21 protein-coding genes are annotated in these 23,072 nt (G+C 45.7%); 6 read left to right on the forward strand and 15 right to left on the reverse strand.

What is annotated here, in order from left to right:
* Positions 1-28: 28 nt before the first annotated feature.
* The 5 genes from sucA to sdhC form a co-directional block, all read right to left on the reverse strand.
* A complete protein-coding gene (gene sucA / locus PQQ36_RS15270) occupies positions 29-2,854 on the reverse strand; it encodes a 2-oxoglutarate dehydrogenase E1 component (RefSeq protein WP_011149792.1) in 2,826 nt (941 codons plus the stop codon).
* 101 nt (positions 2,855-2,955) lie between these two features.
* Positions 2,956-3,666, reverse strand: coding sequence for a succinate dehydrogenase iron-sulfur subunit (locus PQQ36_RS15275; RefSeq protein WP_011078275.1), 711 nt, complete (start codon positions 3,664-3,666; stop codon positions 2,956-2,958).
* A gap of 13 nt (positions 3,667-3,679) precedes the next feature.
* A complete protein-coding gene (gene sdhA / locus PQQ36_RS15280; RefSeq protein WP_011078276.1) occupies positions 3,680-5,446 on the reverse strand; it encodes a succinate dehydrogenase flavoprotein subunit in 1,767 nt (588 codons plus the stop codon).
* Positions 5,447-5,791: a succinate dehydrogenase, hydrophobic membrane anchor protein gene (gene sdhD / locus PQQ36_RS15285; RefSeq protein WP_011078277.1), complete on the reverse strand. Its 345-nt coding sequence runs from the start codon at positions 5,789-5,791 to the stop codon at positions 5,447-5,449.
* Positions 5,785-6,177 (reverse strand): succinate dehydrogenase cytochrome b556 subunit, encoded by a 393-nt coding sequence (sdhC, locus tag PQQ36_RS15290; protein ID WP_011078278.1) that lies wholly within the window; start codon positions 6,175-6,177, stop codon positions 5,785-5,787. The genes sdhD and sdhC overlap by 7 nt, the downstream gene beginning before the upstream one ends.
* A gap of 395 nt (positions 6,178-6,572) precedes the next feature.
* Here sdhC and PQQ36_RS15295 point away from each other — a divergent pair, with 395 nt between their 5' ends.
* Positions 6,573-7,862, forward strand: coding sequence for a citrate synthase (locus PQQ36_RS15295; protein ID WP_273661771.1), 1,290 nt, complete (start codon positions 6,573-6,575; stop codon positions 7,860-7,862).
* Between the two features lie 76 nt (positions 7,863-7,938).
* Here the strand turns inward: PQQ36_RS15295 and PQQ36_RS15300 are convergent, their stop codons facing one another.
* The gene (locus tag PQQ36_RS15300; RefSeq protein WP_011078280.1) at positions 7,939-8,697 is read right to left on the reverse strand and encodes a Nif3-like dinuclear metal center hexameric protein; all 759 of its coding nucleotides are present in this window, start codon (positions 8,695-8,697) and stop codon (positions 7,939-7,941) included.
* 82 nt (positions 8,698-8,779) lie between these two features.
* Between PQQ36_RS15300 and PQQ36_RS15305 the strand changes: the two genes are divergently transcribed.
* Positions 8,780-9,541, forward strand: coding sequence for a DUF1853 family protein (locus PQQ36_RS15305; RefSeq protein ID WP_273661772.1), 762 nt, complete (start codon positions 8,780-8,782; stop codon positions 9,539-9,541).
* 35 nt (positions 9,542-9,576) lie between these two features.
* Here PQQ36_RS15305 and PQQ36_RS15310 read toward each other — a convergent pair whose 3' ends face one another.
* The 6 genes from PQQ36_RS15310 to seqA all read right to left on the reverse strand — a co-directional run bounded on the left by PQQ36_RS15310 (position 9,577) and on the right by seqA (position 16,178).
* Complete coding sequence (locus tag PQQ36_RS15310) at positions 9,577-10,899, reverse strand: CoA-disulfide reductase (RefSeq protein WP_045624002.1); 1,323 nt, start codon at positions 10,897-10,899, stop codon at positions 9,577-9,579.
* Between the two features lie 75 nt (positions 10,900-10,974).
* Complete coding sequence (locus PQQ36_RS15315; RefSeq protein ID WP_011078283.1) at positions 10,975-12,381, reverse strand: cation:dicarboxylate symporter family transporter; 1,407 nt, start codon at positions 12,379-12,381, stop codon at positions 10,975-10,977.
* A 39-nt stretch (positions 12,382-12,420) separates the two neighbouring features.
* The gene (locus PQQ36_RS15320; protein ID WP_011078284.1) at positions 12,421-12,804 is read right to left on the reverse strand and encodes a RidA family protein; all 384 of its coding nucleotides are present in this window, start codon (positions 12,802-12,804) and stop codon (positions 12,421-12,423) included.
* A gap of 22 nt (positions 12,805-12,826) precedes the next feature.
* Positions 12,827-13,495 (reverse strand): helix-turn-helix transcriptional regulator, encoded by a 669-nt coding sequence (locus tag PQQ36_RS15325; RefSeq protein ID WP_011078285.1) that lies wholly within the window; start codon positions 13,493-13,495, stop codon positions 12,827-12,829.
* Positions 13,496-13,904: 409 nt separating this feature from the next.
* Positions 13,905-15,554: a phosphoglucomutase (alpha-D-glucose-1,6-bisphosphate-dependent) gene (pgm, locus tag PQQ36_RS15330; protein ID WP_011078286.1), complete on the reverse strand. Its 1,650-nt coding sequence runs from the start codon at positions 15,552-15,554 to the stop codon at positions 13,905-13,907.
* A gap of 90 nt (positions 15,555-15,644) precedes the next feature.
* Complete coding sequence (gene seqA / locus PQQ36_RS15335; protein ID WP_011078287.1) at positions 15,645-16,178, reverse strand: replication initiation negative regulator SeqA; 534 nt, start codon at positions 16,176-16,178, stop codon at positions 15,645-15,647.
* 92 nt (positions 16,179-16,270) lie between these two features.
* On the opposite strand from seqA, the gene PQQ36_RS15340 reads away from it, so the two are divergent.
* From PQQ36_RS15340 to fldA, 3 genes are all read left to right on the forward strand, one after another.
* Complete coding sequence (locus PQQ36_RS15340) at positions 16,271-17,038, forward strand: alpha/beta fold hydrolase (RefSeq protein WP_011078288.1); 768 nt, start codon at positions 16,271-16,273, stop codon at positions 17,036-17,038.
* A gap of 113 nt (positions 17,039-17,151) precedes the next feature.
* Positions 17,152-17,373: a DUF2788 domain-containing protein gene (locus tag PQQ36_RS15345; RefSeq protein WP_011078289.1), complete on the forward strand. Its 222-nt coding sequence runs from the start codon at positions 17,152-17,154 to the stop codon at positions 17,371-17,373.
* 48 nt (positions 17,374-17,421) lie between these two features.
* Positions 17,422-17,955 carry a flavodoxin FldA gene (gene fldA, locus PQQ36_RS15350; protein WP_011149787.1) on the forward strand — a complete coding sequence of 178 codons (534 nt, stop codon included), beginning with the start codon at positions 17,422-17,424 and terminating at the stop codon, positions 17,953-17,955.
* 29 nt (positions 17,956-17,984) lie between these two features.
* Here the strand turns inward: fldA and PQQ36_RS15355 are convergent, their stop codons facing one another.
* Positions 17,985-18,482, reverse strand: coding sequence for a DUF4442 domain-containing protein (locus tag PQQ36_RS15355; RefSeq protein ID WP_011078291.1), 498 nt, complete (start codon positions 18,480-18,482; stop codon positions 17,985-17,987).
* A gap of 195 nt (positions 18,483-18,677) precedes the next feature.
* On the opposite strand from PQQ36_RS15355, the gene fcrX reads away from it, so the two are divergent.
* Positions 18,678-19,127: a ferric iron uptake transcriptional regulator FcrX gene (gene fcrX / locus PQQ36_RS15360; protein ID WP_011078292.1), complete on the forward strand. Its 450-nt coding sequence runs from the start codon at positions 18,678-18,680 to the stop codon at positions 19,125-19,127.
* A gap of 104 nt (positions 19,128-19,231) precedes the next feature.
* Here the strand turns inward: fcrX and glnS are convergent, their stop codons facing one another.
* The gene (gene glnS, locus PQQ36_RS15365; RefSeq protein ID WP_225472036.1) at positions 19,232-20,902 is read right to left on the reverse strand and encodes a glutamine--tRNA ligase; all 1,671 of its coding nucleotides are present in this window, start codon (positions 20,900-20,902) and stop codon (positions 19,232-19,234) included.
* Positions 20,903-21,127: 225 nt separating this feature from the next.
* Positions 21,128-22,699: an N-acetylglucosamine-specific PTS transporter subunit IIBC gene (nagE, locus tag PQQ36_RS15370; protein ID WP_011078294.1), complete on the reverse strand. Its 1,572-nt coding sequence runs from the start codon at positions 22,697-22,699 to the stop codon at positions 21,128-21,130.
* Positions 22,700-23,072: the final 373 nt, after the last annotated feature.

Here is a 23,072-nt window from a genome sequence, read left to right on the forward strand (position 1 = left end):
ATCTGTTTCTTCCTTTTACTTCTAGTTCTTAATCCGAAGTCTTTTCGTTCACGTTTAGCGCGTCATCAATCAGCGCTTTCTGCTGTTTCAAGTGCACCGACATATAGCCAACGGCTGGAGAAGCTGACGCTGGACGACCAGCGTATTTCAACTCAGTTCCTGCCGGGATAGCTGCACGGAAGTTATGTTGGCTACAGTACCAAGCCCCTTGGTTTTGCGGTTCTTCCTGACACCAAACAAAATCTTCAACATTCACATAAGGTGCTATTGCCGCTTTCACGTCATCCATTGGGAATGGGTACAGCTGTTCAATACGTACAATCGCGACATCATCTTGCTCGTTATTGCGACGCTGCTCTAGAAGGTCGAAGTAGACCTTACCTGAACAGAACACAACACGTTTCACTTTTGCCGGATCCAGTTCATCGATTTCTGGAATCGCGGGCATAAAGGTACCATTTGCCAAGTCATCGAGTGACGATGTGCATAATGGGTGGCGTAGCAATGATTTAGGAGACATCACAATCAGTGGACGACGCATTGGACGCACAACTTGACGACGGATCATGTGATAAACCTGCGCAGGGGTTGATGGCACAACCACTTGCATGTTTTGTTCAGCACACAGTTGTAGGTAACGCTCAAGACGCGCAGATGAGTGCTCTGGACCTTGACCTTCATAGCCGTGAGGCAACAACATGGTTAACCCACATAGTCGAGCCCACTTCTGTTCACCCGAAGAGATGAACTGGTCAATAACCACTTGTGCGCCGTTAGCAAAGTCACCAAATTGCGCTTCCCAAAGCGTCAAGCCACTTGGCTCTGCCGTTGCGTAACCATATTCAAAGGCAAGTACCGCTTCTTCAGAAAGAACCGAATCGAATACTTCAAAAGGACCTTGCTTATCATGAATATTGGCAAGAGGAACATACGTACTGGCATCGTTTTGGTTGTGCAGTACAGCATGACGATGGAAGAAGGTACCACGACCAGAATCCTGACCTGAAATACGAATGCGCTTGCCATCATCCACTAGTGTGGCGTAGGCCAAAGTTTCTGCCATCCCCCAATCTAGCTCTTTTTCACCATTGGTCATTGCCGTACGGTCGTTGTAAAGCTTGCTCACTCGGCTGTGAAGCGTGTGACTTTCTGGGTATTGGCATAAACGCTTACCTAGCTCGACTAGGCGTTGTTTATCGTAGGTATTGCTCCAAGGCGTATCCCAGTCATGGCCCAGATATGGAGACCAATCGACAGAATGTAATGCCATTGGGCGCCATTCTTTAACAACCACTTCGCCGTGATCGAGTGCATCACGATACTCGTTGACCATTTGCGTTGCGGTTTCAATGTCGCACTCGTTACGATCAATCAAAACATCAGCATACAACTTACGAGGCGTAGGATGTTTTTTGATCTTTTGGTACATCAAAGGCTGAGTAGCATTCGGCTCGTCCGCTTCATTGTGGCCATGACGGCGGTAACAAACCAAGTCAATCACCACATCGCGTTTAAACTCGTTACGGTAATCCAACGCAATACGAGTCACGAAAGCTACTGCTTCAGGGTCATCTGCGTTTACGTGGAAAATCGGTGCCTGTACCATCTTCGCAATATCAGTACAGTACATCGTTGAGCGGGTGTCGCGTGGGTTAGACGTCGTAAAACCAACTTGGTTATTGACGACAACACGTACCGTGCCACCAACGCAGAAGCCACGCGCTTGAGACATGTTGAATGTTTCAGCAACAACCCCTTGACCCGCGATCGCAGAGTCACCATGGATGGTAATCGGCAACACTTTGCTACCGTCATCGTCGCCCAAGCGATCTTGACGCGCACGCACAGAACCCATAACTACTGGGTTAACGATCTCTAAGTGAGATGGGTTAAACGCAAGGGCTAAGTGAACGTCGCCACCTGGTGTTGCGAAGTCCGCTGAGAAACCTTGGTGATATTTTACATCGCCCGTACCCCAACTCTCGCCATGTTTACCAGCAAACTCGTCAAATAGGTCCTGTGGCTTTTTGCCCAAGACGTTAACAAGCATATTGAGACGGCCACGGTGAGCCATGCCGATAACCACTTCGCGCATTCCGCTACGACCCGCATGACGAATTAACTCTTTCATCATCGGAATCATTGCGTCGCCACCTTCGAGAGAGAAACGCTTCGCTCCTGGGAATTTTGCACCAAGATAGCGCTCAAGACCTTCTGCTGCCGTTAGCTCAGCAAGGAATGTACGTTTTTCATCTTTATCAAAGGAAGGTTGACCTACCACAGATTCTAAACGTTGTTGGATCCAACGCTTTTGCTCTGTGTCTGTCATGTGCATGTATTCTGCACCAATCGAACCACAGTAGGTTTTCTTAAGTGCGGTGTAGATATCTTTCAGCGGCATGGTCTCTTGACCAACAGCAAAAGAACCTACGTTGAATGTTTCTTCGAAGTCATCTTCGGTGAGATTGTGGAATGCAGGGTCTAGCTCAGCCACTGTTGGGCGTTGCCATAAACCGAGTGGATCCAATTCTGCTGCTTCATGTCCGCGGAAGCGGTAAGCATTAATCAGCTGTAGTACCTTAACTTGCTTAGCATCGACATCAGGATCACTTACCTGGACACTATAATGCTTTGTTTCTTGAGCTAGTCGTCGGAAGTAGTCACGGACCCGTGAATGCGGCTGTTCGGCCACTTCTTTTGTTGGCTTAGGCAAGCCTTCAAAAACACGTTTCCACTCCTCACTTACCAGATCGGGGTCACTTAGATACAGTTCGTAGAGATCCTCTACGTAAGTTGCATTGGCGCCAGCCAAGTGTGAAGACTCGAGCCATGCCTTCATCACGCCGTTGTGCATATTTTCCCTTAACCAGTAGTTTTCACGTTTGCTGCGGTCTTCGCCGAGCTACTATAGAGCCGACAGGTTGGTTAGAACACTGTCGGCAATTTTGTTGTTTATTACACCGAACGATTGACCAGCATACTCTTGATATGGCCAATAGCTTTTGTAGGATTTAGCCCCTTAGGACAAACACTTACACAATTCATAATGCCGTGGCAACGAAAAACGCTAAATGCGTCATCAAGATTAGACAAACGTTCATCTGTTGCAGTATCACGACTGTCAATCAGCCAACGATACGCTGCCAGAAGACCCGCTGGTCCGATAAACTTGTCCGGGTTCCACCAGAATGATGGGCACGAGGTTGTACAACATGCACACATAATACATTCGTACAAACCATCCAAATGCGCACGCTCGTCTGGTGATTGTAAGTTTTCTCGAGAAGGCGGAAGAGCACCATCTGAAATCAAGAAAGGCTTAACTTTCGCATAGTTATCGTAGAACTGTGTCATGTCAACGATAAGATCGCGAATCACAGGTAACCCAGGCAATGGACGAATCACAATTTTGTCCGCTTTCAACGCAGACAGCGGTGTGATACACGCCAAACCGTTCTTACCATTCATGTTAAGACCATCCGATCCACACACGCCTTCACGACAAGAACGACGGAAAGAGATCGTAGCGTCTTGTTCTTTCAGTAGAATCAGTGCATCCAACACCATCATGTCAGAGCCGTCTTCCACTTCCAGCACATAGTCTTTCATGTATGGTTTGGTATCTACATCCGGATTGTAACGATATACAGAGAAGTTCAGTTTCATGTTCAGTCCTCCCTTAGTATGTACGTACTTTTGGTGGGAACGCATCACGATGAACAGGCGTCATATTGACATCACGCTTGCTCATTTGCTCCGTTTCCGGGTTGTAGATAGAGTGGCATAGCCAGTTTTCATCGTCACGATCTGGGAAGTCAAAGCGGGCGTGAGCACCGCGACTTTCTGTGCGATAGTTGGCCGCAACCGCTGTTGAGAATGCCGTTTCCATCAAGTTGTCTAGCTCTAGACACTCGATACGCTGAGTATTGAACTCAGTTGATTTGTCAGAAAGATGTGCATCTTTCAGGCGCTCACGAATCACTTTCAGCTCTTCCAGACCTGTCGCCATAGCGTCACCTTCACGGAATACCGAGAAGCTGTTCTGCATACAACGTTGTAGATCTTTACGAATCTGAACAGGATCCTCACCACCTTTGCTGTTTTCCCAGCGCATGTAGCGAGAAAGTGAGGCTTCAATGTCCGATGCTGATGCATCACGCGCTTCTGCCTGCGCAGCGAGTGTTTCACCAAGGTGAAGACCCGTTGCACGACCGAATACCACGAGGTCAAGCAGTGAGTTACCACCTAGACGGTTTGCGCCATGTACTGATACAGAAGCAATTTCACCACACGCGAATAGACCTTGAACTTCGACGTCTTTGCCATCGGCAGTTTGTTTGATCGCTTGACCAGAAACTTGCGTTGGTACACCACCCATCATGTAGTGACAAGTTGGGATAACTGGGATTGGCTCTTTCACTGGGTCAACGTGAGCGAAGGTACGCGATAACTCACAGATACCTGGTAGACGCGATTCAAGCACATCTTTGCCTAGATGATCCAACTTGAGTTTAATGTGTGGACCCCAAGGGCCATCACAACCACGACCTTCACGGATTTCGATCATCATTGAACGTGCAACAACGTCGCGACCAGCCAAATCTTTCGCATTAGGAGCATAACGCTCCATGAAACGCTCACCATCTTTGTTGAGAAGGTAACCGCCTTCACCACGACAACCTTCCGTCACAAGAACACCTGCACCAGCGATACCCGTTGGGTGGAACTGCCACATTTCCATGTCTTGCATTGGGACGCCAGCGCGCAGTGCCATACCAACACCATCACCAGTATTGATGTGTGCGTTCGTTGTTGAGGCGTAAATACGGCCAGCACCACCAGTTGCTAAAATGGTCGCTTTCGACTTGAAGTAGCAAATTTCACCCGTTTCCATGCATACCGCTGTACAACCCACAACCGCACCATCTTGGTTTTTCACCAGGTCAAGTGCATACCACTCAGAGAAGATCATGGTTTTGTGTTTTACGTTTTGCTGATACAGAGTGTGGAGCAATGCGTGACCAGTACGGTCAGCCGCTGCAGCGGTACGCGCCGCTTGCTCGCCACCAAACTCTTTTGACTGACCACCAAATGGACGCTGGTAGATACTGCCGTTATCAAAACGAGAGAAAGGCAGACCCATTTTCTCAAGCTCGATCACTGACTCAGGACCATTCTTACACATGTACTCAATGGCATTTTGGTCACCAATGTAGTCAGAACCTTTTACGGTGTCATACATATGCCACTGCCAATCGTCTTTGTGCGAGTTACCTAGAGCAACGGTAATACCACCTTGAGCCGATACAGTGTGTGAGCGTGTTGGAAATACTTTAGATAGCAATGCACAAGAAAGGCCTTGCTCAGAAATTTGTAGTGCAGCACGCATACCTGCACCACCAGCGCCGATTACTACGGCATCAAATTCGCGAACTGGAATAGACACTTATGCACCCCACAATACAAACAGACCAGAGAAGAAATACCCGAACAGCAGTGCGATCACACCAAGTTGTAAACCACCACGCAATTTGGCGCACTTGATGTAGTCAGTCAGCACTTGCCATAATCCAATCCAGGCATGAATCAGGACAGAAGCGAGAGCAAGCATGGTGAAGACTTTAGTAAAAGTGCCACCAAAAAACTGAGTCCAGGATGCATAATTGATATCTGTGAACGCACAGAAGCTAACAAGATAAATGGTGTAAAGAGTCATGATGATGGCCGTTGCACGAATCAACAAGAAATCGTGCACACCGTTACGGCCAACAGAGGAAACGTGTTTTACCATACCAAAATCCCCGCCAACAGTGATAAGACAGCGGTGGCAGCAAATGCAACTTTGGCACTCATTGCGCCAGACTCAAGCTCTTCAAAATGGCCTAAGTCCATCATCAAGTGACGAATACCACCAGCGATGTGGTATGCCAACGCAGTTAAAATGCCCCATAGAATAAACTTCACAAAGAAGCTATCGACGATGTCGCTTGCTTCCATAAAGCCTACTGGGGATGACAGAGAAATGGATAGTAACCAAAGCAAAATTCCCACCGCAACAAACGTAATCACACCTGACACACGGTGCAGGATGGACGCGATTGCTGTGATAGGAAAGCGAATGGTCTGTAAATCTAAATTAACAGGTCTTGACTTTCTTTCTTTCACGGGCTTGCTCACTCAGCTCCATTGAGCATTTATTGTTATGAACGAATTTTGGCTCCCAACCCCACAAAAGTTAACATTTAATTAACAACATTCCGGCAAATGATTCCATTAAATTGTAAAAAACTTGTTAACAAAAAAGCTAAAAGAAACACCTCACAATTGTTTCTAGCCCCGAATTTATAAGGAGTTAACCAAAAATTTCTGCGCCACTATACGGCTGGCAACATTCTAATACAATTGATGTAACAAATTATGCTACACAGAACAGATTTTTAACGATTTTAATGCAAAAAATAATAACAAGTGCACACAAAAAGGGAGAAGAATTGACTTTAATCTTTAACACCAGTACAAAAAAGGCACATAAACATCCTGGACGGATTAAATAATAAACAAAGGAGATTGTTATGGCGGATAAGAAAGCGACCCTTCATGTTGAAGGTAAAGCGCCGATCGAATTGCCAATTATGGAAGGTTCTTTGGGAACGCCTGTAATTGATGTTCGTAAGCTAGGAGCGAACGGCTACTTCACTTTCGACCCGGGTTTTCTTGCCACTGCATCTTGTGAATCGCAAATAACATACATCGACGGCGGAAAAGGCATCCTGCTTCACCGTGGATACCCTATTGATCAGCTTGCAAACAACGCTGATTACCTAGAGGTTTGTTATATTCTACTTTACGGTGAAGCCCCTACTCGTGAGCAATACGAGAAATTCAAAACAACTGTTACTCGCCACACTATGGTGCACGAACAAATTGCCAGCTTCTTCCATGGCTTCCGTCGTGATGCACACCCTATGGCAGTAATGTGTGGTGTTGTTGGCGCACTTGCTGCGTTCTACCACGATTCTCTAGACATCAATAATGACCTGCACCGTGAGATCACAGCGTATCGTCTGTTGTCTAAGATGCCGACTTTGGCTGCGATGTGTTACAAGTACTCTACAGGCCAGCCGTTCATCTACCCTCGCAATGATTTGAGCTACGCAGAAAACTTCCTACACATGATGTTTGCTACACCATGTGAAGAATATGAAGTAAACCCTGTCGTTGCACGTGCGATGGACAAAATCTTCACTCTGCACGCAGACCACGAACAAAATGCGTCAACGTCAACGGTACGTTTGGCGGGTTCTTCTGGTGCAAACCCGTTTGCTTGTATTGCGGCAGGTATTGCATCGCTTTGGGGTCCAGCTCATGGCGGCGCAAATGAAGCGTGTTTGAAGATGTTGGAAGAGATTGCTTCAGTCGACAACATTCCTGAGTACGTGGATCGAGCGAAAGACAAAGATGACCCATTCCGTTTGATGGGCTTTGGTCACCGTGTTTACAAGAACTACGATCCACGCGCAACCGTCATGCGTGAAACCTGTCATGAAGTGCTTAAAGAGCTCAACATTCAAGATCCACTGCTTGATGTTGCAATGGAACTTGAGCGTATTGCTCTTTCAGACGAGTACTTTGTATCGAAGAAACTGTACCCGAACGTTGATTTCTACTCAGGCATCATTCTGAAAGCGATTGGCATTCCAGTTTCAATGTTTACCGTTATCTTCGCAATTTCACGCACCATCGGTTGGATTGCACACTGGAACGAAATGCACAGTGACCCACTGAACCGTATCGGTCGCCCTCGCCAGTTGTACACAGGGGAAGTCCAACGCGATTTCCAACCTATGCACGAACGCGAGTAATACGCACAGTGTTAAAACTAAAAAGGGTTGAGACATGGTCTCAACCCTTTTTGTTTGTGGCTTTATGGTATTGGGCCTATACCGGATTATCGATATCAATAAATTCAACATCCAATTGGTGTTGTTGTACCAACCATTCACCAAGCGCCTTAATTCCGTAACGCTCAGTAGCATGATGGCCAGCGGCATAGTAATGGATATCTAGCTCTCGGGCACTGTAAGTGGTTCGCTCTGAAATCTCGCCAGAGATAAAAGCATCTAGGCCATGTTGTGCAGCAAGCTCAATGTAATCTTGTCCACCACCAGTACACCAACCTACCGTTTCAATCATTTTATGGCGATTTTCTGGGGCAATGTGCAAAGGTTCGCGGTTAAGCGCAGATGCTATTTTTTGGGCAAATTCAGCCCCTGTAAGCGGTTGTTTGAGGCGCCCAAACATGGCCACGGATTGAGGATGCCCTTCTAAACCACCCTCAACCTTTATCTCAAGCAAACGTGCCAGCTCAGCGTTGTTACCGAGCTCCGGGTGAATGTCGAGAGGCAAGTGATAGGCAAATAAGTTGAGATCATTTTTAATCAGAGTGCGGACGCGTTTTCCTTTCATGCCACGGATAGGCTCAGCTTCACCTTTCCAAAAATAGCCGTGGTGCACAAGCAGCGCATCGGCATTGAGCTCAACCGCTTTATCGATTAACGCTTGAGAAGCGGTCACACCGGTGATGATTTTTTTTATCGTCTCACTGCCTTCGATTTGCAGGCCATTTGGGCAGTAATCTTTAATCAACTGGGGGGTCAGTTTCTCATTTAAGATTTTTTCTAGTTCGAGGTTGTTCATCTTAGATTCCAGACTTAAGTTACACGCAAAGTGTATACTCAAGCTTGTCGGCAATACAATATCGGATCCAACCTCGAGCACAATGATGGAATCACAACTGCGCTTTCTACACTGGATATTACATTCTCCCTCTCTGTTTGAACTGAAACCACCTTTTGCTCAGTTACAGCCTCTCGATGTCTCCCTGCCATCAGCCTTACCACCCTATCAAGGTAACAAGAGATTGGGCTTCTTATATCAACACCTATGTAGCACCCTATTTCAAAACACCAAGACGATTGATTTCATTGAAGAAGAATTGCAGCTAAAAGATCACCAGCGCACACTCGGCGCCATCGATTTTATGTTGCGTAATACCGCTGAGTCGAGTTACCAGCATTGGGAGGTGGCGATCAAGTTCTACTTATTGTGCGACGGGTTGTGGTATGGCCCTAATGCGAAAGATCGCCTCGACAAAAAGTTAAGCCATATGCTCAATCACCAGTTGAAGATGAGCTCAAACGAGGCATTCTTAGCAACGCATCCCCAATACCGCAATTGCAGCGAACACCTTCTCATGCAAGGGCGGCTCTACATTAATCCCTTTTTAGATCAAGTCATCCCTCAAGAGTGCTTGGGATATTCCCTCAATGCGCAGGTAATCAAAGGATATTGGTGTTTTGCCCATCAATGGTCTCAGATACCCGAACCACTCTATGCGTTGGAAAAACACCATTGGGCCGTGGGAACCAGCGAGTTTGGCACGCCAATCCAGGAACCACAGGATAGGTTTGTTCACGCACAAAGTAAAAGTGGCCAGTTCTGGTTTATCGTGCCGGATAACTGGCCACATAATGGAATATAAAAAAGGGAAGCATCGCTTCCCTTCGTACTGTGCCATTATTTCGCGACGTTGCCAGCCACATTTAATGCATCCCATGTGCGTGCAAATGGCGGCGCGTAGCAAAAGTCCATGTAACCTAGCTGTTGTGTGGTCATTTTGGCCGTAATCGCAACCGCTAGCGCGTTGATTCGACCCACAGCACCTTTTTTACCAACAATCTCACCGCCAAGTAGAACCTTAGTCTCTGGGTGGTAAACCAACTTCACTTTGATATCTTCTTGGCCTGGGTAGTAATCGGTTTGGTTCTTATCTGAAATGGTGGAAACCCTCACATCTAAGCCATGCTCTTTGGCGAGCAGTTCAGATACGCCAGTGCATGCGAGTTCGTAGTCCAACACTTTTAAACAAGATGAGCCTAGGAAACCATTCATGTAAGTGTCTTTGCCTGCAAGCTTATCCGCCATCATGCGCGCTTGTTTGTTGGCTGTCGTCGCTAGAGGAACATAAACCGTTTTGCCTAGCGCCATATGATGAACCACCGCACAGTCACCAACCGCGTAGATATGCTCATCTTCTGTTGCACCAAACTCGTCGACAAGCAATGCGCCGTTAGCCGCTTTTGGTAACTCGAACGCTTCTGTGTTTGGTTTGAAGCCCAGGGACATAATCACCACGTCTGCCGCGACGCTGCCGTTGTCGGTTTCGACAAGATAACCGCCCTGCTCTGCATCGCGAATGGCCGATACGCTGCAACTGGTTTTAAGCTCAGCGCCAGATTCACGAATCGCGCCTTCCACAACGTCGATCATTTCAGGGCTGAATTGACGACTCATGACATGTTGCTCGCGTTCAATGATGGTGACATGCTTACCTAGTAAGTGCGCGGCATCAAACACTTCAAGACCGATAAAACCACCGCCAATCACGCAAACGCGTTGTTTGTTGCTGTCCTTAAGCGCTTGTTTTACTGCCAAGCCATCTTCCATGCTGGTTAACGTGTATACGTGCTCTGGGTTGAACTCACCAAAGGAAGGGATGATTGGACGAGCACCAGTGGCAATCACCAGCATATCGTAATCTAAAATGGTTTCTTCACCTTGATGGCGAACCGTGATCTGCTTTTCAATTCGATCTAAAGCCACCATTTCGGTTTCAATGCGCACATCCAAGCCAGATTTAATCGCCTGTTCTGGCGTACGAGAAATCATACGCTCGGTGTCATCAAACATGCCACCAGCAAAGTAAGGTAAGCCACACGCACCAAATGAGATGTAATCTCGCTTATCCAGCACAATCACTTCATCCGACGGCTGATTACGCTTGTACTTTGCAGCAAAACTCATCCCAGCGGCGCTACCGCCTACGACAACAACTTTCATATTTACTACCTAAATAAACTGAACTTAGGAAAACCGAAGAGCACCCTTATGGGTGCTCTCCATTTCGTTTACACATTACACCGCCGCTTCTTTGGTCGCTGTTGCGCCATTCTCTGCGTTGTATTGCTCAAGATTTAACGAGCCATTCTTCTTCGCGGTAAGCACACCAGACAGCATTGAACCAGAGATGTTAAGCGCAGTACGAGCCATATCGATTAATGCTTCGATCGAAACTAGAATCGCTACCACCGTGATATCAAGGCCCATAATGGTTAGTACCGCCACTGCTGCGAACGTTGCACCGCCACCCACACCGGCAATGCCGAATGACGCAATAGCGATAACGGCGATCAGCTGTAGTACAAAACTTAAATCAACTGGAATGCCCATCACTTGAGACGCCATGATTGCAAGCATTGCAGGGTAGATACCCGCACACCCATTCTGGCCGATACTGGTACCAAATGTTGCTGACATATTTGCCGTTTCTTCATCCACACCCAAACGCTGAGTTTGCGTTTCTACGTTGAGTGGAATAGCAGCCATACTTGAGCGAGACCCAAAACCAAAGACGAGTACAGGCCAAGTCTTCTTCATGAACTTCGCAGGCGATAGACCAAACATAGACACCATCACGAAGTGGATAGCAAACATCACACCAATGGCCACGTAACTTGCAAGTAGGAAGCGCCCCATTTCTGCCAGTGCGAACAAATCGTTGGTCATCATGAACGTGGTCATCAGAGCAAACACACCGTAAGGCGTCAGCTTGAGAATCTCACGTACCATTGAAAGCACCACTTCTTTGGCAGCATTGATGAAATCAACGAAGTTTTGCACTTTCTCCGGCTTACGGTTTTTCACTTGCAGGATACAGTAGCCAAGGAACATACCGAACAGTACCGTCGATAGCGTTGAAGTGCGCTGAGAGCCCGTTAGCATGTCGAAAATATTGGTTGGGATAATGGATAACGCCATGCCAGATAAGCCACTGCTGGCCATTGCACTCTGGGTTGCAACCAAAGCATTGCCACGCGCTTCAATGGCGCTGTTGGTACCAATTGTACTCACAAGCGCATTGGCATCGATACCGAATAGGTAAATACTTGCGATGCCCACAGCGGCGGAGATAGCACAAGTGAAAAGTAGAATACCGATGATTTTGGGCGCGATACGAGATAGAGCGCCACCGCCCTCTACGTTCATGATTGACGAAATCATGGCAACGAAGACCAGTGGAATCACGATCATTTGCAGTAGCTTGATGTAGCCTTTGCCAAACACAGAAATCAGCTCGGCAAATCCTGCGGTAGCAACGTTGCCAACACCGAATACGAGTTGAATCGCGCCGCCAAATAACAGACCAGCAGCAAGCGCACTCAGTACGCGGAAGTTAAAGCTTTTCTTCTGTTTTTTAAAGTTCGCAAGTAACGCGTAGAACCCGAAGAACAATACGCTTAATGCGATAAATGATAAGCTCATGAGAGTCTCCTATTGATGCTCATGGTTTCCGGATGGCCGTTACTTTTTGTAGGCAATGGCTTCAATTTCAACTAACGCGTCTTTTGGCAGTCGTGCCGCTTCGACGCACGAGCGCGCTGGTGCATTCTCAGTACCAAACACCTCCGTGTACACCTCATTAAATGCAGCGAAGTTTTCCATATCGGAAAGAAAGCAAGTGGTTTTCAGTACGCTATCGAGCCCAGCACCACTAGCTTCCAATACCGCTTTCAGGTTATCCAACGACTGTTTTGCTTGTTCCTTAATCCCACCTTCAACAAATTGCATTGTTTCTGGAACTAATGGAAGCTGGCCTGAGGTGTAAACCACCTCTCCATAAATGGTTCCTTGCGAATATGGGCCAATGGCCGCAGGGGCTGCTGGTGTGGATATAATTTCTTTCACGTTAAACTCCTTAATTAACGAACTATTCTGATTTAAATTCTCGAATAAATTTATAAATAGCTTGGCGACTGATCCCCAAGCTTTCTGATATCTGTGTCGTCGTCTCTTTTAATTCAAAAATACCATTTTCAAAAAGATTGCGAACAATGGCTTTATTACGACCTTTTGTCGTAATTGATGTGTTGTTCTCTATTTCACTTATTGCTGACGCGAGTGCTTGTTGAATAACGTCATTCGCGTTATTACTGAAATTTTCATGAACCAAGGAATTGGTCGACGTACATTGAGGAAGTAAGGTTTTGATGATCTCAGGAAACGGAAAAGAGAGATTCATATTGATACATAACATACCAATAGGTTTTTTATTGGGTCCATCAAGCACACATGTTGTCGATTTTAGTAACGAGCCATCCGCCGAGTTGGTGAAATAACTCTTCGGTGACACTTCTCCCGTTTTTTCAAAACGACTCCACATACGAAGCCCAAGGTCGGTAATTGGTGAGCCGATTTTTCGTCCTGTATGATGACCATTGACGATTTTAACCACTGAGTTTTCAAGACTTTCAAAAGAATGAATCACCACTTCACAGTGAGGACCTATGAGATCCGCAATGGTGTCCGCAAGACGGTAGTAGCTTTTCAGCGCTTCTCTGTCTTCGTTAGTAAATCGTACTTGTTTTACACTCATCATAGTCAGTTTACATATTTAAACTCAATGACAAAAAAATACTCCTTTAGAGTTACTTCAACAAGTATGAGTAAACATTTTTAAACTTAAATTGAACAAACTAAAAGCGATCTGAATCAAATTTAACCTGAATTAACGTGAGTTATTTTCGAGCAAAATCACCAATTCAAACCAATAGTTGTTTAATTTTTTAAACTTAATCATGGTTTAAAAATTTTAATCGAAACAGAGCAGAGTTTCATTATTTAATGATCTAACTCAATTTCGAAAAAAATCATTAAAATAAACAGCAAGAATGAATCAAACAGATACATTCGACATATGAATTTAATTTTATTCCGACAATAAAAATCCCAAACACTGTGTTTGGGATTTTTATTATCATCGGAAAGCCATTATCAGCCGTAAAGAATTATAGACCTGCTTCGGCAAAGACTTGATTGACAATCTCTTGCGCTTCCAACTCAATTTGTTTGAGGTGCTCTGCGCCTTTGAAGCTCTCACAATAGATCTTATAGATATCTTCAGTACCCGATGGACGCGCAGCAAACCAACCGTTCGCAGTTGTCACTTTTAGACCACCAATCGCTGCGCCATTACCAGGTGCATGGGTCAGTCTCGCGGTAATCTCATCACCAGCTAAAGTTTCCGCCTTCACCATTTCAGCAGAGAGCTTCTTCAGTACCTCTTTCTGAGGACCATTGGCAACGGCTTGGATTCGGCTGTACTGAGACTCACCGTGTTTAGCCGCCAGCTCGTCATAATATTGCTGCGGGTTTTTACCAGTCACTGCGGTGATTTCCGCAGCCAGTAAACAAAGAATGATGCCATCTTTGTCTGTCGACCATGGTGTACCATCTTGGCGCAAGAATGAGGCTCCCGCACTCTCTTCGCCACCAAAGCCAAACTTACCGTTGTACAACCCATCCACAAACCATTTAAAGCCAACCGGTACTTCACATAGCTCACGGCCAAGATCGGCCACCACTCGGTCAATCATGGCGCTAGAAACTAGGGTTTTACCCACTGCCACATCCGCAGCCCAACCTTGACGATGACGGTATAGATAATCAATACAAACAGCTAAGAAGTGGTTCGGATTCATCAAGCCTTTTGTTGGCGTGACAATACCATGGCGATCGTAATCTGGGTCATTACCAAACGCGAGATCATACTGATCTTTTAGCGCCAGCAATCCAGCCATTGCGTAGGGAGAAGAGCAGTCCATACGCACCACACCATCTTTATCCAATGACATAAACTGGAAAGAAGGGTCAATGGCTTCACTCACTAAAGTAAGATCTAAATTGTATGCTTTACCAATCTGACGCCAATAATCAATGCCACTGCCGCCAAGAGGATCGACACCCAGTTTCAGGCCTGCTTTTTGGATGGCAGCCATATCGATCACATTCACCAAGTCATCGACATAAGGTTTGACCAGATCTTGCTCTACAAACAGCGATGACGCTTTTGCTTGCGCCAAAGGCATACGCTTAACACCTTGCAACCCCTCTGCGATGAGTACGTTTGCACGATTCTCAATTCGCTGTGTTAGCTCGCCTTCAGCGGGGCCACCATGAGTCGGATTGTATTTGATACCGCCATCTTGTGGTGGGTTATGAGACGGAGTGATCACAATACCGTCTGCTTTTTCTTCGTGTTGTAAGTTGTATGTCAGGATCGCATGAGAAATACCCGGAGTTGGGGTATAGCCATTTTGTTCTTGTACAATCACGGTCACGCCATTGGCAATCAGCACTTCAACAACGGTAGAAAACGCTGGCTCAGACAACGCATGCGTATCTTTACCCACAAAAAGAGGACCCGTTGTCCCTTGCTCTGCACGTACTTCAGCCACCGCTTGAGCAATCGCTAAAATATGATGTTCGTTAAAAGTGGATTTATCCGCACAACCACGATGCCCTGACGTACCAAACTCGACTTTGTGTGCTGGGTTTGTTGGATCGGGTTGAAGGAGGAAATAATTAGCAACGAGTGCTGGGATATTGTGAAGATCTTCTTGCAGAGCTTTCTGCCCTGCACGAGGGTGCATAGCCATTAATGACATCCTTTCTTAAAATATACTCAAACAAAAAAGCCTCATAATATCGGCATAATCTTGCGCATTATGAGGCTTCTATCAGGTTTCTTAAATTGAACCTGTTACTTTTTCAATTAAATCAGGCTGGAATTCCATATGCACCATCACTTGCTCCACCATTTGTCTCTTACGGCTGGTGTTGTTATTGGTGATGACCCAAAAACCCGTGCCTGGAATGGATTTTGGTTTCGTCGTATTGCCATTTTCTAGCAATGTCGCCTCATTGTCGGCGAAATAAACACGCTTACGACCTTTCACTTTTGTCGCTTGAGCAAACGACTCAGGGTTGATTCGATGTAGCGTGCTCAGCACAAGCATAAATCGATCGATGGCTTTCTTTAATGAGGCAAACTCATCCGAAATTAATAGTGAGCGCATCTCTTTTACGCCATCAAGTTGAGTGTCTTTGCCTGCATCTTTGCTTACTACGATGCCTTTCGGTTCTATCGTAATAGGGGCAACAGTCTGACGTCCATCCACATTCAATAAGCGGCGCAAAATATCCGATGCACTTTCGCCAATATGTTGGGTTTGACTCGCAATGTAACGGTATAGATCCTCATCAACCTCAATTGTTTTCATTCGCTTTTCACAATCTCAATGTTTAAACTCTGGGGGATTATAACGAGATCCTCGCGGATACTCCACGTTAAACCCATCACGAACAAGATAAAATGTCAGCATTGCTCAATTACAAACTCGAAGGTGACGGTCAAGCCATTGTTTTGCTACACGGCTTGTTCGGCAGTTTAAGTAACTTAGGTCTACTCGCGCGAGATCTCTCACAAGATCATCGTGTCATCAGCTTAGACCTACGTAACCATGGCTTATCTTTTAAGTCTCAACAACACGATTACACGCTCATGGCTCAAGATGTTATCGACACGCTAAGCGCAATAGGTATCGATAAAGCGATTGTTATCGGCCATTCAATGGGTGGCAAAGTCGCGATGGAAATGGCCAATCTCGCGCCCAATCTCGTCACTCAGTTGATCGTGTTAGACATGGCCCCCGTCGCGTACCAACAAAGGCGTCATGATAATGTTTTTAACGGACTGCACGCGGTCATGGAACAGAAGCCAACATCACGCCATGAGGCGTTGCAATTACTCGCGCAACACATTGAACTCGATGGCGTTCGACAGTTTCTTGCCAAGTCATTGTACAAAGAAGGCAATCATTTGGCATGGCGCTTCAATGTCGACGCCCTTATCGCTAACTACGATTCAATATTAGGTTGGACACCGATAGAGCAAACCAACATTCCCACCTTATTTGTCAAAGGAGGCGATTCTGACTATTTGACGACAGAGCATCAAAGCTTGGTTCAGCAGCAGTTTAGTCGAGCAAAAGCGCACGTTATCGCTGGTACTGGGCATTGGCTGCACGCGGAAAAACCAGCAGAAGTCCTTCGTGCGATCAGAAAATTTATTTCTAGTTAACAAATACGAAAAATCGCCAAGTTTTATTGGGATATCCCCACTTTGTGTGCATTAACTTTATGGCGTAAGAGTGATATAGTGCGCGCAAGCTAAATTGGCATTAAAGGAACACTATGCTCTACGACTACATGAACATGCTGGAATCGATTGGACTCGATCTTCTTTTTGCGTCTATCTTCTTTCTTATTGGTATGGCGATAAAAGACGTATTAAACCAGGGAAATGTTCCGGTATTTGGTCGTCGTATTGTGTGGCTAGTGCTCTTCCTTGGCTGTGCCGGTTTTATCGCAAAAGGTATTATTCAGCTTAGCTGGGAAGGCACAGGGCTGGGTTAAATCACAGCATCCGTGCCAACAACAGACATTATTAAAGGTATAAACTCTATGGCAAGTGTAGGTATCTTCTTCGGCAGCGACACAGGCAACACCGAAGCCGTTGCTAAGATGATTCAAAAGCAACTAGGTAAAAAACTCGTTCACGTACAAGACATCGCAAAAAGTAGTAAAGAAGATATCGACAACTTCGACCTACTGCTTTTAGGCATCCCAACTTGGTACTACGGTGAAGCTCAGTGTGATTGGGATGACTTTTTCCCAGAGTTAGAGAAAATCGATTTCTCGACGAAACTAGTGGCCATTTTTGGTTGTGGCGACCAAGAGGACTACGCAGAATATTTCTGTGACGCAATGGGCACCGTTCGCGATATCGTAGAAGCAAAAGGCGGCACTATCCTAGGCCACACTTCAACTGAGAGCTATGAGTTCGAAGCGTCAAAAGCCTTAGTTGCTGGTGATGACAGCCTATTCGTCGGTTTATGCATTGATGAAGATCGCCAACCAGAACTCACCGAAGAACGTGTGAAAAACTGGGTTGAACAGATCTACGAAGAAATGTGCCTCGCAGAGCTTGAAGACTAATGATGAAAAACCTCCTTCGGGAGGTTTTTTTAGTTTGTCACGATGACTTCTTCTCGATATTGCGGCTTTTTGCGTACATACAACTTACGCTGAACTTCCGAAACTACGTTCCCTTGTGCATCTTTGACATGGATGACAAATTCAGGAAAGCACTTCTCCCCTCTCTTGGTCACGGAGTAAATCTCATCTAACACCGATTGGCAGATCTCAAACTTAGCAAAGAGATCACTTTTCCCAGGTTGAATAAAGTTAATGCTCGCTTCCTTGTCCCAGACATAGTACTCCTCCCCCAAGATCCCCATCAGCATTAATGAGTAAACTGGATCCGTTAAAGAGAAAATACTGCCGCCATACTGGGTACGATTGGCGTTTTTGTTCCACCAGCGCAATTTCAGTCTCATTTCAACCGTACGGAAATCATCACTTATGCGTAAAATGCGAATTCCTGCCCCCCAAAATGGCGGCCAAATGTTTAAAGCAAACTTAACCATTCCCGGTTTGTAGATCTTCGCGAGTTGCTTGTTCATGCCTTCCTTGCTCTCTTTGCAAATTGTTATTAAATTGTAACTGGTCAGATGAGCAATATAAGCGACCTAACGCGAATTTACAAAAAGAATATAGTAACCCTTTGAAGTTCGTGGTTTATTGTTATCTCTGGTTAACCTATAATGTTCAGAATATTGAATTCTGTTAATCGCGGCAGATCATCAACGGGAAAGTATATGTCAGACAATAACCAAGCGCTAAAGGATGCTGGTCTTAAAGTTACCCTTCCAAGGCTGAAAATTTTAGAAGTACTACAGCAACCGGATTGCCAACACATCAGTGCTGAAGACCTTTATAAGAAGCTGATTGATCTTGGCGAAGAGATTGGCCTTGCGACAGTATATCGAGTGTTGAACCAGTTTGATGATGCCGGTATTGTTACTCGCCACCACTTTGAAGGCGGTAAATCGGTATTTGAACTTTCGACTCAACATCACCATGATCACCTAGTTTGTCTCGACTGCGGTGAAGTTATTGAGTTCTCAGATGACATTATTGAAGAGCGCCAAAAAGAAATCGCCGCCGCTTATAATGTTCAACTGACAAACCACAGCCTCTACCTTTACGGCAAGTGTGGCGATGGCTCATGCAAGGGTAATCCAGACGCACATAAACGTAAGAACTAATATCGACGCTCGATAGATCTTAAAAGCCAGCATATTGCTGGCTTTTTGTTGCGCCTACAAAAAACCCAACTCAATGAGTTGGGTTTTTCTTAGCTTAATAGCGCTTATTTCGCTTCAATCTTCGCCCAAGTATCACGTAGACCTACAGTACGGTTGAAAACTAAATGCTCTTTAGAGGAGTCTTTAGAATCCGCACAGAAGTAACCCATACGCTCAAACTGATAGCCTTTTTCAGCTTCTGCTTCCACTAAGCTTGGCTCAACAAAGCCATTCATCACCGTTAAAGATTCCGGATTGATGGTTGAAGCAAAGTCATCTGCGGCTGCTGGATTTGGTACCGTGAATAGACGATCGTATAGACGAATTTCAGCAGGAACACCTTTATCCGCCGATACCCAGTGAATTACACCACGTACTTTACGGCCATCCGCAGGGTTAACACCCAAAGTCTCTGAATCGTAAGTACAGAAGATAGTCGTGATATTACCTTCGTCGTCTTTCTCAACACGCTCAGCTTTAATCACGTACGCGCCACGCAGACGTACTTCACTGCCAAGAACCAAACGTTTGTACTTCTTGTTTGCTTCTTCGCGGAAATCTTCACGCTCGATCCAAATTTCACGGCTAAACGGAACTTCACGCTCACCCATTTCTGGCTTATTTGGATGGTTAGCAACCGTCAGATTTTCTACTTCGCCTGCAGGGAAGTTTTCAATCACTAGCTTAACAGGATCCAACACCGCCATTGCACGAGGGGCATTTTCATTCAAATCATCACGGATGCAAGATTCCAATGAACTAAACTCGATCATGTTTTCTTGCTTCGTCACACCAATACGCTTACAAAACTCGCGAATTGACGCAGGTGTGAAACCGCGACGGCGTAAACCAGAGATCGTCGGCATACGTGGGTCATCCCAGCCATTAACCAACTTCTCAGTCACCAACTGGTTGAGCTTACGCTTAGACATTACTGTGTATTCAAGGTTCAGACGGCTGAACTCGTACTGATGAGGACGGCAATCAATGGTGATGTTGTCGAGAACCCAGTCGTACAAACGACGGTTGTCCATAAACTCAAGAGTACAAATTGAGTGCGTAATGCCTTCTAACGCATCTGAAATACAGTGCGTAAAGTCGTACATTGGGTAAATGCACCATTTGTCACCTGTCTGGTGGTGAGACGCAAAACGCACGCGGTAAAGAACAGGATCGCGCATAACCATGAACGACGATGCCATGTCAATCTTCGCACGAAGACACGCTTTACCTTCTTCAAAACCGCCATCGCGCATTTTTTCAAACAGCGCAAGGTTTTCTTCCACAGAACGATCGCGATAAGGGCTAGGCTTACCTGGCGCAGTCAACGTACCACGGTATTCACGGATCTGCTCTGGACTTAGCTCATCAACGTACGCTAAGCCTTTGTTAATCAGTTCCACTGCATACTCGTAAAGCTTGTCGAAATAGTTCGATGAGTAACAGATCTCATCATCCCATTCAAAGCCTAACCAGCTCACATCATTTTTGATCGACTCAACGTATTCGATGTCTTCTTTCTCAGGGTTGGTATCGTCGAAACGAAGATTACACTTACCCTGATAGTCCTGAGCAATACCAAAGTTCAAACAGATCGATTTTGCATGGCCGATGTGTAGGTAGCCATTTGGCTCCGGTGGGAATCGTGTATGCACACTCGTGTGTTTGCCATCCGCCAGATCTTTATCAATGATCTGACGAATAAAGTTTGATGGACGAGCATCAGCTTCACTCATCTAAAGCACCTCAAGTTTGTTTTAGTATTGTTCAGAGAAAACTTAGCTCTGAAGCGTCAACGCAACTTCAGAGCAAACTGCCGTTAATGATCCACAATTCTGTGCCATTAGACAATAAGATCTCGCGTTTAAATGGGATTATTTGTCTGAAAAGACCAAGATAGAGTGCCAAAACAGAAAAAGCCTCCCGAAGGAGGCTTTTCATATCATTCAGAGTGATTGCTATTAAGGCAGTTTCACTTCTGATAGGTCTTCGTTGACACCGATTGCTTTCATTTCACCCGCAACGATTTCAGCTAGAGGACCAAGGATAACTTGTAGGTTGTTTTCGCCAAGCTTAACCACACCTTTAGCACCCAGTTTCTTAAGTACTGCTTCGTCAGCGACAGAGCGGTCTTTAAGCGTTAGACGTAGACGAGTGATACATGCATCGATTGATGTAAGGTTCTCGTGACCACCTAGTGCTTTTAGGTATTGACGAGCTAGGTCACCACTCTTTGCATCACCAGAAGCCGCACTTGTTTCAGAATCATCATCTTCACGACCTGGCGATTTCAGATTGAATGCGCGGATTGCGAAGAAGAAAGTGAAGAAGTATAGAGCACCGAAAGCTAGACCGATTAGTAGCAGTACGAATGGCTTAGTTGCTAGACCCCAGTTCAATAGGAAGTCGATTAGACCTGCTGAGAAACCAAAGCCATGTAGCGTGCCGAACATGTTTGCTACAACTAGCGCTAGACCAGTGAACACAGCGTGTAGAGCGTATAGTGCTGGAGCTAGGAACACGAACATGAATTCTAGTGGCTCTGTGATACCGGTTAGGAATGAACAGAACGCTACAGAGAACAGTGCACCACCAACTTGGCTACGTTTTTCTGCTGGAGCTGCTAGGTACATCGCTAGCGCAGCACCTGGTAGACCAAACATCATCACAGGGAAGAAGCCGTTCATGAATACGCCAGCGCCTTTGTCACCACCGAAGAAGCGGTGTAGGTCACCAGATTTCACTGTTTCAGTTACTTCTTTCACTGTTGCAGTGATTTCAGGAGTTACAGCGTTAGCAAACTCAAATGTGTGAGTTTGGCCAGCAACAAGAGTTTTCGCTAGTGCTGGGTCTACACAAAGCTGTTGTAGAGCAGGTAGAGCTTGACCAGCTGCTTGAGCACCTGTTACTAGGATCTCTTGACACGTACCCATACCGAACCAGAAGTATGAGTTAAGAACGTGGTGAAGACCAACAGGAATTAGTGCACGGTTTAGAGTACCGTAAACGAATTGACCTACAGCACCAGAAGTCGATACCGCGTGTGCTAGAGCATCAAGACCGCCTTGGATTGAAGGCCAAACCACACCAGCAACTGCACCAGCAACCAGTGAGAATAGACCTGCCATAATAGGCACTAGACGTTTGCCAGAGAAGAATGCCAACCACTCAGGAAGACGTGTAGCATGGAAAGCGTTGTATGAGTGACCAGCGATGATACCACCAATGATACCGCCAAAGAACGACATGTTGATAGAAGCATCGATTGTTGTTGCTGTTGCAGTTAGTACAAAGTACGCCACTGCACCTGCTAGACCTGCAGCACCTTGACCGTCTTTAGAAAGACCAATCGCGATACCAAGACCGAATAGAAGAGGAAGTTGACCAAAGATAGCACCACCAGCTTGCGCCATGAATGGGATATCTAACAGGTCGCCTTGACCCAAACGTAGTAAGAGCGCCGCAACTGGTAGCGTTGCGATAGGTAGCATAAGAGCTTTACCTAACTTTTGCGCGTATCCAAGAATATTCACCTTAAGTTCCCCCTATAGGATTTTCATTTTTTGGAAGACTTTTTTTAGTCGTCCAATTTAGTCTTTTCCAGTTTATGACATTAATTTTGCTCCGCAAATTAAAACCTCTTTGTTTGTGATCATAATCACCAGATTTTGCCCTTCCCAAAGGTTTTTGCTAGCGAGATCATAAAACTTATTTTATCATTCAAAAAAATGGTGAATTGGCGATAAAATTCTCAGACTTTTAGTGATAAACGAATCTCGTTTTTTGCCTAGCCACAATGGAATAAAACCATAGACTGGCATAAAGAATCGCTTAAAATACTATCAAAATAACGAATTTTCAGCATCTTACGTTGCTTAGAGTTTATCTTGCCAATGCTTGCTGTAC

This window comes from Vibrio sp. CCUG 15886, assembly GCF_028570825.1.
In the GTDB taxonomy this organism is placed as follows: Bacteria; Pseudomonadota; Gammaproteobacteria; order Enterobacterales; family Vibrionaceae; genus Vibrio; species Vibrio vulnificus_B.